12 protein-coding genes are annotated in these 13,523 nt (G+C 61.9%); 9 read left to right on the plus strand and 3 right to left on the minus strand.

Going from position 1 to position 13,523, the window contains the following annotated elements; translation table 11 throughout:
- Positions 1-50: 50 nt before the first annotated feature.
- Positions 51-851 (minus strand): type III pantothenate kinase, encoded by an 801-nt coding sequence (locus T370_RS0118750; RefSeq protein WP_005025421.1) that lies wholly within the window; start codon positions 849-851, stop codon positions 51-53.
- Positions 852-853: 2 nt separating this feature from the next.
- Entirely contained in the window at positions 854-1,366 is a 513-nt protein-coding gene (queF, locus tag T370_RS0118755; RefSeq protein WP_029436654.1) for a preQ(1) synthase, read from the minus strand.
- A gap of 465 nt (positions 1,367-1,831) precedes the next feature.
- Here queF and T370_RS24605 point away from each other — a divergent pair, with 465 nt between their 5' ends.
- The 7 genes from T370_RS24605 to T370_RS0118795 all read left to right on the plus strand — a co-directional run bounded on the left by T370_RS24605 (position 1,832) and on the right by T370_RS0118795 (position 8,885).
- On the plus strand, positions 1,832-2,656 hold the full coding sequence (locus T370_RS24605; protein ID WP_005025417.1) for a MogA/MoaB family molybdenum cofactor biosynthesis protein: 825 nt from the start codon (positions 1,832-1,834) through the stop codon (positions 2,654-2,656).
- Positions 2,657-2,782: 126 nt separating this feature from the next.
- Positions 2,783-3,304 (plus strand): GNAT family N-acetyltransferase, encoded by a 522-nt coding sequence (locus tag T370_RS0118765; RefSeq protein ID WP_005025415.1) that lies wholly within the window; start codon positions 2,783-2,785, stop codon positions 3,302-3,304.
- Between the two features lie 314 nt (positions 3,305-3,618).
- Complete coding sequence (gene dut, locus T370_RS0118775) at positions 3,619-4,101, plus strand: dUTP diphosphatase (RefSeq protein WP_029436656.1); 483 nt, start codon at positions 3,619-3,621, stop codon at positions 4,099-4,101.
- A gap of 70 nt (positions 4,102-4,171) precedes the next feature.
- Entirely contained in the window at positions 4,172-5,380 is a 1,209-nt protein-coding gene (locus tag T370_RS0118780) for an aspartate aminotransferase family protein (RefSeq protein WP_005025411.1), read from the plus strand.
- A 139-nt stretch (positions 5,381-5,519) separates the two neighbouring features.
- Positions 5,520-6,008: a NanQ anomerase/TabA/YiaL family protein gene (locus T370_RS0118785; RefSeq protein WP_029436657.1), complete on the plus strand. Its 489-nt coding sequence runs from the start codon at positions 5,520-5,522 to the stop codon at positions 6,006-6,008.
- A gap of 111 nt (positions 6,009-6,119) precedes the next feature.
- Positions 6,120-6,341: a TraR/DksA family transcriptional regulator gene (locus T370_RS0118790; protein WP_005025407.1), complete on the plus strand. Its 222-nt coding sequence runs from the start codon at positions 6,120-6,122 to the stop codon at positions 6,339-6,341.
- 84 nt (positions 6,342-6,425) lie between these two features.
- Positions 6,426-8,885 carry an STT3 domain-containing protein gene (locus tag T370_RS0118795; protein WP_016360738.1) on the plus strand — a complete coding sequence of 820 codons (2,460 nt, stop codon included), beginning with the start codon at positions 6,426-6,428 and terminating at the stop codon, positions 8,883-8,885.
- 193 nt (positions 8,886-9,078) lie between these two features.
- Here T370_RS0118795 and T370_RS0118800 read toward each other — a convergent pair whose 3' ends face one another.
- On the minus strand, positions 9,079-11,259 hold the full coding sequence (locus T370_RS0118800) for a glutamine synthetase III family protein (RefSeq protein ID WP_005025402.1): 2,181 nt from the start codon (positions 11,257-11,259) through the stop codon (positions 9,079-9,081).
- A gap of 225 nt (positions 11,260-11,484) precedes the next feature.
- On the opposite strand from T370_RS0118800, the gene dksA reads away from it, so the two are divergent.
- Positions 11,485-11,847: an RNA polymerase-binding protein DksA gene (gene dksA / locus T370_RS0118805; RefSeq protein WP_005025400.1), complete on the plus strand. Its 363-nt coding sequence runs from the start codon at positions 11,485-11,487 to the stop codon at positions 11,845-11,847.
- A gap of 84 nt (positions 11,848-11,931) precedes the next feature.
- Positions 11,932-13,473, plus strand: coding sequence for an NFACT RNA binding domain-containing protein (locus T370_RS0118810; protein WP_029436658.1), 1,542 nt, complete (start codon positions 11,932-11,934; stop codon positions 13,471-13,473).
- The last annotated feature ends 50 nt before the right edge of the window (positions 13,474-13,523 follow it).

The following is a 13,523-nucleotide window of genomic DNA, read 5'->3' on the forward strand; positions in this document are numbered from 1 at the left end:
GGGAGGGAGCTTTCTTTAGAAAGCTCCCTCCCCTTCCCCCACATCTTCAATCAATCTCTCGACTCAAGCCACAACAGACGCAGCCCTTCGAGGACAAGATCAGGACGGACGAGATCGAAGCAATCCACGACGCGGGCAACATCCGGGGCAAAGCCGCCGGTGGCGACGAACGCGACCGGCCCTTCGAGCGTCTTGGTCAGGCGCGCATACAGCCCCTCGGTCATGGACGCGAAGCCGAACAGGAAGCCGTGGTTCAGGCTCGTCACCGTGCTCCGTCCTACAATGGGCACATCCGCGTGCGCCGTCAGCGCAATACGCGGAAGCTGCGCCGTGCGCGTAGCCAGCGCTCCGAGCGAGGACATGACGCCGGGGCAGATCAGGCCGCCAAGGTAAGCGTTTCCGGTAACGCAGTCGAAGTTCGTCGCCGTGCCGTAGTCCACGGATACCACGGAACGGACATCCGGCAGCAGGCGGCGTGCCCCGAAAGCCCCGACGAGACGGTCGGCCCCCACTTCATTGGGCCGCTCATAGCGGTTTTCCAGCGGAATGGGTAAATCCCGGTGCGCGAACCGGGGCGTCAGCTCAAGGAAACGTTCGCAGGCATGGGCCACCAGCGGGTTCATGCCGGGGACGACCGAACTGATCACGCACCCGTCGAGCGCCACATTGCCCGGCCCGGTCCCGGGCGTGCCGAATCCGGCATGACCGAGCAGATAGGCAAGCTGAAGGCCAAGCCCGTCGCCGCTCTGCTGGGTATCCGTAGGCAGCGTATAGGAGGCCACAAGCCCCTCTATGCCCGCTACGCCTATCTTCAGGGACGTATTGCCGATGTCGATGAGCAGCGCGTGCATGGCTACTTGTCCCACGTATGGGGGGCCGCTTCGCGCTTCCAGTCGGCAACGGCCTGCCGGACTTCCTCGGCCTTGGCCGGGTCGTCAAGTTTCTTGTAATGCTCGGCGAAGACATGCAGGTACGTCGCGCCGCGCGGCGAGAAAAGCCCCTTCACCCGGCACCACATCGGATCGAGCGCCTCCACGAAATCCTCGAGGATGGTGTTGGTGATGCTTTCCATAAAGGACTGGTGGTTGCGGTAGGCGAACATATACAGCTTGAAGCTCTTGGATTCCACACACTTCTGATCGGGGATGAACTCCACCACAATCGTGCCGAAGTCGGGCTGCCCTGTCACGGGGCACAGGGACGTATATTCGGGAAACGCCATGCTGACGACATACGGACGATACGGGAAGCGATTGGGGAAGACTTCCAAAAGGCTGACGCTCGGGCCGCCTTCGGGCTGCGGAAGGCGACCGGTGCCGAGAACTGTAAGCTGAGCGGTCTGGTCGCCGCCGTTGGTCATGGTCATGCAAAAACTCCTTGGGGCCGGCCTGAACCGGCAAAGGCTACGGAAAACGCTCTCAAAAGCATTCCGCGCTTGTCTGTGAAAGTAAGGGAGGATACAACAGGCTGAACCGTCGCACAAGTGACGGCGGCCCCCGCGTATACGCGGCCCATCGCATGGATTGGCTTCATTATGGAAATGGAGAGCAGCAGCCCTGTGCATACGCGGCCCATCGGATTCCGCTCCCTGAGCGTGGACCCGCCCCGTGTCCGCAGAGAGCACTCAGCTCCTCGACCTCGACGCGGGAAGGGGTTCGCCCCTGCGTTCGCGGAGAGCCCACCTGATGCCGGAACCCTTCGGTTGGTTTTCAGGTTCGCCCCGTCCACGGAGAATATGCCGCGATGGGCGGCACGCCGCTGCGAATGCGCAGGCCCTTTTGTCCTCAGCCATCTTCATCCAACGCCCGTTGGCATCATACAGGAGGTTCCCGTGACCGAAACGATCTACACCCTCAGCCTGCACGCCTGCGCCGAAGGCGATATCCTGCCGCTTGCCTTCCTGCCCGCCACCGCCGCTCCCGCACCGTTTGCGGTTCACGGCATGGCGGCCCGCCCCCTTCCCGACGGCAACCGGGACTGGCGTGTGGGGACCTGCCTTTATGACGCTTCGGGCGTCGCCCGGCTCAAGGTCACGGGCCGGATGTTCCTGCCTCACTCCATCCTTGCCTTGGATGCTCCGCACACCCAGATATGTCCGCTGCTTGAGGCGCTCACGCCCATCGAGGCCGGAACGCGGACCTTGGCCGCACGCCGCGAACACTGGGCCTTGGCGTGGATTACCCTTTCCGACAAAGGAGCCGCCGGGCTGCGCGTGGACGAAAGCGGGCCGCTCATGGCCGCCGACACCCGCGCCAAACTCCCGCTCTGCCACGAACAGGGCTTTATGATCCCGGACGATCCGCAGACGCTGCGCCCCCTTGTCATGGAACTGGCGCTCGGTCAGGGATACGATCTCATCCTTACCAGCGGCGGCACAGGGCTCGCCCCACGCGACACCACACCCGAGGCGCTGCTCCCGATCTTTGAGCGCCGCCTGCCGGGTTTCGAACAGGCGATGATGCAGGCCAGCCTCGCCAAGACGCCCACCGCCGCCATTTCCCGCGCCGTCGCCGGGACGCTCGGACGCACCATCGTCATTACCCTCCCCGGCAGCCGCAAAGCGGTTTCCGAAAACCTCGCCGCCATTCTTCCCGCCCTCGGCCATGCCCTTGAAAAACTGCATGGCGATCCCTCCGATTGCGGGAAACGAGCATAAGCCACGGCAAGTTGAATCATCCCAATATACAGACAACAACGCATACCCGCTGTCAGACCAGCATATGTTGCTTTTGGCACCCCATACCAGTCTTCATCGGACAATCGGAGAAAGGAGAAAAGCAACATGCTGAGGCAGGCAACAGATGCGGATCTGAACCAGGTTGAAGAAGGGTATCAGAAACATTTTCTGCATGAGAAGGAACACGGAGCCTTCACTGTTTTTCAAGAGGGCGTGTATCCGACAAGAGCGGATGCGGCGAAAGCCCTGTCAAAGGGGGCATTGCATGTCTATGAAGAGAATGGGGACATATTGGGGAGTATCATTGTCGATAGGAACCAGCCGGATGAATATGAAACGATAGATTGGCCAAGCCGCGCCCCTGCCGAGAAGGTGATGGTCATTCATCTGGTCATGGTATGCCCTGAAGCCGCAGGGAAAGGCATCGGCACCTCTCTCGTCAAGTATGCGATGGAAAGAGCGCGGCAACATTCCTGCGAAACGGTAAGGCTTGATACGGGAGCGCAAAACATTCCCGCCGCTTCGCTCTACAAAAAGTTGGGGTTTCAACTGGCTGAAACGGGCACGATGAAAGTCGGCGGGGTGATCTCCCATACTGGGCACCTCTTTTTTGAAAAGATGTTATAAGCGGACGAACATTCCATTTCAGATGACGGCGGTGCCCCCTCACCGCCCTCCTTTACGCTGCCGGCGCAGCACGGCTTTGCCCTTCCGTTTCCTACTCCATCCTTGCGGGCCGCAAGGATGCTTTGCACTACGTGGGCTTTCCGCCTCCTTTGAACGGTGTTCGGGGCTTTCTCCTGCGCGGGCTTGCCGTTGAACACGGATGCCTGCGGAATTTCCAGCATTTCGGAGAGCCTTTTCCGCCCCCCGTCCCCCTCTTTTTCCTTGTGGGGCGGGACGGGTTGCGGTAGAGATGCGGTTTGAGCAAGGAGCATATCATGATTACAGCACACCCCAAGGTGCGCATCCAGTACCTGCGGGATTCGCAGGCCGTGTACACGGCGAACGGGGACGAAGGCTTGCGGTACGCCACTTCAGGTTCCGTGGGCCTCGATCTGAGGGCCTGCCTTGAAGAAGACGAAGCCGCCATTCCGGCGGGCGGGCGTCTGGCCATCCCTTCCGGCATCGCCGTCGAACCGCTTACGCCGGGCATCGCCGGGTTCGTCTACTCGCGCAGCGGGCTCGGAGCCATGCAGGGCCTGACCGTGGCGCAGGGCGTCGGCGTCATTGATCCCGACTACCGCGGCGAAATCACCGTCGTCCTCCTCAATACGTCCAACGAGGAACGACGGCTCCGACGAGGAGACCGCATCGCGCAGCTCGTTTTCCAGCCCGCCTTGCAGGTGGAGCTTGAGGAATGCGAGACGCTGGGCGCCACCGGACGCGGCTCCGGGGGCTTCGGGCATACGGGAAAACACTAGACGGCCTTCACAGAACACGCCGTCGTACTTATATGAGCATTCCGGCGGCCGCCGGACAGGAGATACCATCATGACCACTTCCTCTCTCGATACGATCAAGGCCCGCGAAGAATCCCTTCTCTGCCGGACGTACGGTCGTTACCCTGTCAGCATCGCCAGCGGCAAAGGCTCCAGAGTCACCGACCTCGACGGCAAGGAGTACGTCGACCTGCTGGCCGGGATCGCGGTAACCAGCCTCGGCCACTGCAACGAGGAAATCGCTCAGGTCATCGAGAAACAGGCCCGCAAGCTCATCCATGTGAGCAATCTCTTCTATCAGGAAGAACAGCTTGAACTGGCCGAGGAACTGCTGTCCCTGAGCCACTTTGGAAAGGCGTTCTTCTGCAACTCCGGCGCGGAAGCCAACGAAGCGCAGATCAAGCTGGCCCGCCGCTACATGCAGCGGGTGAAGAACGTCGACGCCTACGAAATCATTACGCTGGACAAGGCGTTCCACGGCCGCACGTATGCGACGATGGCCGCCACGGGGCAGGAGCGTTTTCAAGACGGGTTCGCGCCCATCCCGGACGGCTTCAAGACCGTGCCGTGGGGCGATCTGAACGTGCTTGAGGCCGCTATTACGCCCAAAACCGCCGCCGTTCTCGTCGAAATCGTACAGGGCGAAGGCGGCATCCGGCCCATGCACGCCGAATACGCCAAGGGTATTGAAGCGCTCTGCCGCGAAAAGGGCATCCTCTTCCTCGTGGACGAGGTACAAGGCGGCCTGTTCCGTACCGGCAAGCCGTGGGCGTTCCAGCATTTCGATCTCAAGCCCGACGCCATTTCCTGCGCCAAGGCCCTCGCCAACGGCCTGCCCATGGGCGCTATGATGACCACCGACGAAGTCTCCAAAGGCTTTGTCGCAGGCAGCCACGCCACCACGTTCGGCGGCGGCGCCCTGACGTCCGCCGTGGCGGCCAAAGTCGTGCGGATCATGAAGCGCGATCATCTCGACGAGCGCGCGGCCAGCCTTGGCGGCGAGTTCATGGAGTCCATCCGCCGTATCAGCGAAAGCCACCCCGGAACGATTAAGGAAGTGCGCGGCCTCGGCCTCATGATCGGCATCGAGCTGGCCTTCCCCGCGAAGGCCGTTTGGGAAGAGCTCATCCGCCGCGGCTTTATCTGCAACCTGTCCCACGAAGTCGTCCTGCGCCTTCTCCCGGCCCTCAACATCCCGGAAGAAGATCTGCGCGCCTTCGCGGACACGTTGGAAGACATCCTCGCAAACATCAAAAAGTAGCGTGCCGTTTTCTGCGAGAAGAGGTACGGGGCGCTTTGGCCCCGCCTCTCCGTCCGTCAATTGAGAGGGTAGGTTGGAAGGGGCCTTCCCCAAAGAGGCCCTCTTCCCCATACCCCTTTTCTTTATAAAGGATTTCAGGATGATCGTCGATCATATCAACAACTGGCGGCGTTACGGTTTCGGCCCGGCATGGGAAGAAACGATGCGCTGGCTCGAAAACTACGCGCCCGGCGGTTCCGGTTCCCTTGCGGACCTCACGGATGGCACGCATCCTCTGACGGACGGTTTCGTCAGCGTTGCCACACTGACTTCGCGCCCGCTTTCCGGCAGCCTCTACGAATGCCATAAGCGCTTCTGCGATGTGCAGATGGTGGTGGAAGGCCAGGAATGGCTGTTCAACGCCGCCACAACGGGCCTCTCCCTCGACGGCCCATTTGATGACCAGCGGGACGTGGGCTTTTTCCAGCCCGCTCCGGCGGAAGTCAGCCGGGTTACGCTTTCGCCCGGCACCTTTGCCCTGCTCTTCCCGTGGGACGCGCATCTTCCGGCCATCGCGGTGGACGGAGTACCGGCCCCCTTGCGCAAGTGCGTGGGCAAAATTCCCTTCGAGTCGCTGCGCCTTTCATAAAACTACTTGCAACGCGAACGATTTTCGGGCAAACCTGCGGCCTTCCCGGGGGAAGGTCTGGCCCGTCTTGAGGGACTCCCCCTGCTTCACGTTAAAGTAAAGAGGACACGAATGGACATTTTCGATCAGGCGCAGGAACTGGAACGGCTCGCACGCGAAACCGCCCTCCAGCGCGCCCGTTCTTCACAGTACTGGGAAGGGCCGGAGTGGATCGACGGTCAGGCCTGCTGCCGTGAATGCGGCGAGCCCATTCCCCAGAAACGTCTGGAAGCCCTGCCCGGCGTCGGCCTGTGCCGCGCCTGCCAAGAAGAACGGGAACGTGAAGGCTTCTGATTCCCGCACAACATCCGGGGGAGGGCCTCACCTCCCCCTTACCCATTCCCGCGTCCGCGAACGCCGGTTTTTCCGGGATACGCCGTGACAATACCCCCGCCTCCCCAATCAAGAAACATCCCCCTCGGCCCCGTACCGCGCTGGCTCCTCGGCCTTCTGCTCGGCATAGCGACCTACGCCGTGGCCTTCCTGCTGCGCTTTCAGGAGTGGCCGTCGTGGCAGGATGTGGAATACCGCCTTGGTAATGAAATGCTCCTCGCCACGCACGACGCCTACCACTGGGTCGCCGGGGCTGAGGGGTTTGAATTCGGCGCCGGACATCCCATGTCCGAACTGCTCCGTATCCTCGCCCTGATTACAGGCGCCGAGCCCGCGCAGGTCGCCTTCTGGCTGCCTCCGGTCATGGCCAGCCTCGTGGCTCTGCTCATCTTCCTGTGGGCGTGGGGCATGGGCAGCATGGAGGCCGGTTTCTGCGCCGGCATCCTCGCCTCGCTCTCGCCGGGCTTCCTTGCCCGTACCATGCTCGGCTATGCCGACACCGACCTCGTTACCCTGTTCCTGCCCCTGCTTATCGGGCTGGCCCCGGCTGTATGGGTCATGCATTTCCTCCGCCACCCGCTGGCCCTGCCGTTTCGTTGGTTCCAGCGCTGGACGAAACGCCCCATCCCCATTGCGCTGGACGCTCCGGGCCATCAGCCGTACGCGCCTATCTCGGCCTTCTGGGTGTTCGCCCTCAGCGCAAGCGGGCTGCTCGCCTGGTGGTCTCAGGAATGGCATTCCATGTTCCCGTACATCGTGCGCTATAATGTGGCCTTGATCGGCTGCATGGCGCTTCTACTGGCCCGCCCGGGCGAACGCCGCACGGCCCTGCTCGCAGGGCTCGCCTATGCCCTGCCCGCGCTCGGAGGCCCCACTGGAGCGATGTTCCCGCTCACGCTTCTCATCGCCATCATGGGCCGCGAACGCCAATTCGTGGCGCAGCTCCACCGCCCCGCCGTACTGGCGGCGTTCTGGCTGATGGCGGCAGCGCTGCTTGTCGATCTGAGCGTGTTGAGCACGATGCTCCACCATGTGCAAGGCTACCTCAAGCGCGCCGGGGATGCCGTGGCTACGGGCACGCCCGATCCGCTGGTCTTCCCGTCCGTAGCCCAGTCGATCATCGAGATCCAAGATCTCACACTGACCGAAATCTTGGTTTATTTCCATCCGTGGCAACCCATTGCTATCCTCGGGCTGCTCGGATTCCTGTTCGTGCTTTGCGCCCGTTCCGGGGCACTCTTCCTTGTGCCGCTGGCCTTGCTGGCCTTGCTCAGCACCAAGATGGGCGGACGGATGGTCATGTTCGGCGCGCCTATCGTCGCCATCGGGCTGACCCTGCCCGTGGACTGGCTGGCCTGCGCCCTCGGGGACGTCCGGGCGAAGACCACTCGCAAGGTGTTCTTCCTCGCCTGCCTCATATTGGCCGGGCTCATCCTCCTTGTACCGAGCTGCCGGGAAACCATGATCGAGCTCTGGAACTCACTCGGATGGCTCCATTTCGTGATCATGGGGTGCCTTCTCGCCATGTTCGTCATCGGGCTCGGGCGCCAGCGGGGCTGGCGCCTGACCCGCACGCTTGACATGATCGGGCCGCACCTGCTCTACCGCTCGGCGGCGGTCATCCTCATGCTCGCCATCGTGATCCCTCCGCTTGCGGATCTCGTACCCGCCATGACCCACGGCCCCATCCTCAACCGCCGCCACGCCGCCGGACTGCGCGAACTCCGCAAGGCCACCCCCGAAGACGCCATGATCTGGCATTGGTGGGACTGGGGATACGCGGCGCACCATTTTTCGCGGCGCGACACCATCGCCGACGGTGCGGAACACGGCGGGCCTTCGCTCTATCTTCCCGCAGCCGTCTATGCCACGGACGATCCGCGTTTCGCCCGCCAGATCATCAAATATACCGCTGCAAAAGGGAATGTTCCCGGCAACGTGTTCAAAGGTTTGACGGCGTCTCAGGCCGCGGACATGATCACATGGCTGAACAACCCAAACAACCCGCTCATTCAGGCCGACGGCAAGCAGTATCTTGTGCTCAGCTTCGACATGCTGGATCTCGGCTTCTGGATTTCCACCTTCGGAAGCTGGAACTTCCTGTCCAAGGAAGGCCGGGGCTACGCCATCAGCATCGTCCCGCAGGCGCTTTCCTACCGTCTCGATAAGGGGGAGGTGGTGATGAAGGGGAGCAACATCAATGTCCCCGCCGCCAGTATCGACGTCTTTTCCGACGGGCAGCTCGATCACCGTGACTACGTGACGCCGCCCGAGTACCTGCCCGACAACGCCGCCATCAAGGCATGGAAGGAAGACATGGAGCGCCGCCGCAACGTACACTTCATGTTCAACCGCGTGACCGGAGAAAAGCTCGTCATCGACGACCGCATGTACAACACCCTTATGGTGCAGCTTCTTATCTGCGATCCCGGCGATCCGCGCTTCGCTCCCTATTTCCGGCTCATCTTTGACAACGTCTTCTGCCGTGTTTACGAAGTGTTATAGAAAAGCAAAAACGTGGGCCCCTTCCGAAGGGGGCCATTTTATGACAGAAAAGCCTTCCCCAATACGGGGAAGGCTTTTCTGTCATAATAACATCTTTGAAAGAGGAGCGGATGGGGTTTGGGGAAGGAGAGGAGAAAGCGTGGGGCGCCCCCCCTTTCTCCAGAAAAGCTTCCTCCCTTTCCCCCATTTTCCCCTACTTCACAAACAGCATCTCCTGATAGCTCGGGAGAGGCCACAGATCTTCGGGAACGATCGTCTCGAGATGATCGGCAAGGGTGCGGATGGCATTCATGGCCGGAATGACCACAGTGCACTTGTGATGCGCTTCCTGCACAGGATCTTCAATCTTCATGTCCACATTGTTTTCGAGGTGCTCAAGCCCCTCGCGGAGTTTGCGCAGGGTGTCGTCGATGTCGTCGAGCAACACGGTGTCGGGTTCGCGGTTCAAGGCGCGCATGTCGAGGCAGGCACGGAGCAATTCCTGCTGGAAACGCAGCCCGGCGGGGTAGATGATGGTCCGGCCCATACGGATGACGAGGTTCGCTTCGGCGCGGATCGTCTTGCAGTACTGTTCGATATAGATTTCCTGACGTGCCTTGAGCTCCTGACGCGACAGCACGTTATACCGGCTGTAGAGATCCACCACATCGGGGCTGGTGTACACCATCAGGGCTTCGGGCGTGGTCCGGTAGTTGGGCAGGCCGCGCCGCTCCGCTTCCTGGTGCCAGATTTCGGAATAGCCGTCGCCGTTGAAGATGACCGCGCTGTGCTCCTCCACAATCTCCTGGATGAGCTTGCCCACGGCGGCGTGGAGCTTTTCGGGATCGCCGCCGGAGAGCTTTTCGAGGCGGGTGGCGGCATAGTCCAAGGAGTCGGACATGATGGTGTTCAGAGCCGTCTGAGAGGCCGAGGCGGGCATACTGGAGCCGAGCGCGCGGAACTCGAAGCGGTTGCCGGTAAACGCGAAGGGGCTCGTACGGTTGCGGTCGCCGGGATCGGCGGGCAGAGGCGGCAGCGTATCCACACCCACGTTCATCAGGCGCTTGCCCTTGGAGCCGCGAACCTGACCGACGCGGAACTGTTCCAGAATATCGGTGAGCTGATCCCCGAGGAACATGGACATGATGGCCGGCGGCGCTTCGTTGGCACCGAGGCGGTGATCGTTGGACGCGGCGGCGACGGTGGCGCGGAGCAGCCCCCCGTACTTGTGCAGGCCACGGATCGCGGCAACGAGGAACACGAGGAACATCGCGTTCTCATGCGGCGTCTCGCCTGGTTCGAAAAGGGTGCCGACTTCGGCGTTGCCGATGGAATAATTGAGGTGCTTGCCCGAACCGTTGATGCCGCTGAACGGCTTCTCGTGCAGGAGGCAGTGAAGGCCGTGCCTCTTGGCGACTTTCTTCAGCACGGTCATCATGAGCTGGTTGTGGTCGATGGCGAGGTTGGCCGTTTCGAACACCGGGGCGATCTCGTACTGGCTCGGAGCCACTTCGTTATGGTGCGTGCGGACCGGAACGCCGAGCTTGTAGAGTTCGCGCTCGGCCTCCGTGATGCAGCTCATGACGCGGCGGGGCATGACGCCGTAGTACTGATCTTCAAATTCCTGCCCCTTGGCCGGTTTCGCGCCGAACAGCGTACGCCCGGCGGTGAGCAGATCGGGACGGCCGAACACGAAGTTCCGGTCGATGAGGAAAAATTCCTGCTCCAGCCCGGAGTACGAAATGATGGGCAGGGAGGTCTTCTTGCCGAACAGCTTGAGGATACGGCTGGCCTGCTTGTTGAGGGCCTGATTGGAGCGCAGGAGCGGGGTCTTGCGGTCAAGCGCCACGCCCGTCCACGACAGGAAGGCCGTGGGGATGCACAGCACGATGCCGCTGCTGTTTTCCATAAGGTAGGCCGGGCTGGTCACGTCCCACGCGGTATAGCCGCGCGCCTCGAAGGTGCTGCGCAGGCCGCCGGAAGGGAAGCTTGAGCCGTCGGCTTCGCCCTGGCTCAGCATCTTGCCGCTGAATTCCGTGATCACGCCGCCGTTGCCGTCGGGCGAGAGGAAACCATCGTGCTTTTCGGCGGAATGGCCCGTCAGGGGATAAAATACGTGCGTGAAGTGGGTAGCGCCCTTCTCGATGGCCCAATCCTTCATGGTGGAAGCCACGATGTCCGCCAGCGAAGGATCGAGTTGGACCCCCTGCTCGATGGTCTTGCGCAGGGACTTGTAGACGATCCGGGGCAAGCGTTCCTTCATCACCTTGTCGCTGAAAACGTTGCTTCCGTAGATTTCAGTCGGCTTGGTGTCGGCATAGTTCAGGGGGGCGAGATCCGGTTTGTAGCTGGTAATGGCTCTAATGGCATTGCTGCGGGCGTTGCTTCCGCTCATGCGTCTGTACTCCTTGGGGGGATTGCTGTTTCGACGGAATGGGTGTTTATACTCCAACTGGCCGGTGAACGGAAGGGGCGAAAGAGGCCTTTTCCTTGCGTGATTGTTTCTGAAAAAGGATCTTGCCCCTCTTTACGAGCCTAGTGTTCTCAGGTATATGAAGGAACTCTACACAAGCTTGATGCGGTTCAGCCCGCATCGTGAAGACTGCCAGGAGGTAGTTTCTTGGAACAGAAGGACATCGAATATTTTCGTACGCTCCTCAACAATATGCTTGAAGAGGCGCAGCACAAGGGAGATTCCACGCTGGAGGACCTCACCGACAGCAACGAGCTCTTCGCTGATCCTGCCGACCGTGCGTCCGCCGAATCGGATCGCGCTTTCACACTGCGCATCCGTGACCGCGAACGCCGCCTGATCCGCAAGATCCAAGCCGCCATCCAGCGGCTGGACGAAGGGACCTACGGCATCTGCGAAGACTGCGGTGAAGATATCAGCATTCCCCGTCTCAAGGCCCGTCCCGTGACCAAGCTTTGCATCAACTGCAAGGCCCGTCAGGAAGAAGGGGAAAATATTCGGGGCGAGTAATTCTACAGCCCGCCAAAGTTCGCGCTTTGGCGGGCTCTTTCTCATCGGCGGGCCCGCCCGTCTCCCAAACTCACGAGGCTTTGCATGGACTGCCATGTGTTCCGTCGCCTGTGCGACGAGCTTGCGCCTGCGCTCATGGGTTGCCGGATCGAAAAAATCCACCGCCCGGCCAAGGATGTGACCCTGTTCACGCTCTACGGCACAGGCGGCAAACGTTTCCTGTTTCTTCGCGCGGGCCGCAAGGCTCCCTTCCTTTTCCTTTCGACGCACAAAATCCCCGTCGGCAGCGCACCGCCGGCCGATATCATGCGGCTGCGCAAATACCTTGCGGATCGCCGGATCATCGACGTGCTGCCCGACTGGGTGGGGCGCCGCCTTTACCTTCATGTCAACGCCGATACCGAATGCTGGCTTACGCTCGATCTGCGGGAAGGCCCCTCGTTGCTTTTCGACGCGCCGCCTGAGCCTGAAATTCCGGCATGGCCCGATCCCGCGCACTGGGCCGAAGCCTGTGAAGGCGACGGCTGGCGGAACTGGCCGGTCATCACGCCGCCCTTGCGCCGTACCCTCCCTTTGCTCCCGCCCGACGAACAAGCCGCCCTGCTCCTCGATCTGGAGGCCGGAGGCGGAGATCTTTTCCTTTACGAGAACGCCGCCGGGGAACGCGAGCTTTCCGCATGGCCCCTGCCGCCCGAACGACGCCGCGACGCCGACGGCACGCCGCGTGAGGAACTGGTGGTCGAGGATGCCATCCGGGCGTGCGCAGCAGCCGGGGAAGCGCAAGTCCTGCGCGGCATCGCGGCCCTCTCTCGGGCCGAAGCGGCCAAACCCCATCAGGCCGAGGCCAACCGCCTGCGCAAACTCCTGCTCAAGCTGGAGAGCGAAAAAAAACGCCTCAGCGACATGGTTGCGGCACAGGATGCCGCCCGCCTGCTCCAATCGCAGCTTTACCGTTTTTCTGCGGAGGAAAAACACGCCTCCGTCACGCTGGACGGGGCCGGAGGGCCTGTCGATCTTGCCCTCGATCCCCGCCTCACCGTCCGTGAAAACATGGCGTCGCTGTTCCACAAGGCCAGCCGGGGCAAGCGAGGCCTTTCCATGCTTGAAGGCCGCTTTGCCGCCGTACAGGCCGATCTGGCCCGTGCGGAGCAAGCCGGGCTCATGGCACAAGCCGCGACGTCCGCGCCGACGCCCGCCAACGCACCCTCTCCCGCCGCGCCGCAGTTCCGCGCTCCGGAATTGCCCAAGAACGTACAGCCGTTCCGCAGCAGCGACGGCTTCCTGCTCCTTCGGGGCCGCGACGCCAAGGGGAACGCCCAGCTTCTCAAGCTGGCAGCCCCGCACGATCTCTGGATGCATACCGGCGGTGGGCCGGGCGCGCACATCCTGATCCGCCGGGATCACGCCGCGCAGGAAATTCCCTCCCGGACCATTTCCGAAGCCGCCATCCTTTCCGTGTTCAAGAGCTGGCGCAAGGACGAAACGCAGGTGGACGTCATCGCCGCGCTCGCCAAGTTCGTCCATCCCATACGCGGCGCGAAGCCCGGGACCGTCCGCATCGACCGTATGGAGCCCGCCATCATCGTCACGCCTGACCCTTCGCTGGAGGAAAAATTGGCGTTGTAAAGAAAATCGGGGGAAGGGAGGGAGGAACTTTCTGAGAAAGTTCCTCCCTC

Origin of the sequence: Bilophila wadsworthia ATCC 49260, from assembly GCF_000701705.1 — a bacterium.
Lineage (GTDB): Bacteria > Desulfobacterota > Desulfovibrionia > Desulfovibrionales > Desulfovibrionaceae > Bilophila > Bilophila wadsworthia.

Bases quoted from the DNA above. Each gene is read 5' to 3' on its own strand.
- T370_RS0118750 (WP_005025421.1), bottom strand. From the start codon at position 851: ATGCACGCGCTGCTCATCGACATCGGCAATACGTCCCTGAAGATAGGC.
- queF (WP_029436654.1), bottom strand. From the start codon at position 1,366: ATGACCATGACCAACGGCGGCGACCAGACCGCTCAGCTTACAGTTCTC.
- T370_RS0118765 (WP_005025415.1), top strand. From the start codon at position 2,783: ATGCTGAGGCAGGCAACAGATGCGGATCTGAACCAGGTTGAAGAAGGG.
- dut (WP_029436656.1), top strand. From the start codon at position 3,619: ATGATTACAGCACACCCCAAGGTGCGCATCCAGTACCTGCGGGATTCG.
- T370_RS0118780 (WP_005025411.1), top strand. From the start codon at position 4,172: ATGACCACTTCCTCTCTCGATACGATCAAGGCCCGCGAAGAATCCCTT.
- T370_RS0118785 (WP_029436657.1), top strand. From the start codon at position 5,520: ATGATCGTCGATCATATCAACAACTGGCGGCGTTACGGTTTCGGCCCG.
- T370_RS0118790 (WP_005025407.1), top strand. From the start codon at position 6,120: ATGGACATTTTCGATCAGGCGCAGGAACTGGAACGGCTCGCACGCGAA.
- T370_RS0118800 (WP_005025402.1), bottom strand. From the start codon at position 11,259: ATGAGCGGAAGCAACGCCCGCAGCAATGCCATTAGAGCCATTACCAGC.
- T370_RS0118810 (WP_029436658.1), top strand. From the start codon at position 11,932: ATGGACTGCCATGTGTTCCGTCGCCTGTGCGACGAGCTTGCGCCTGCG.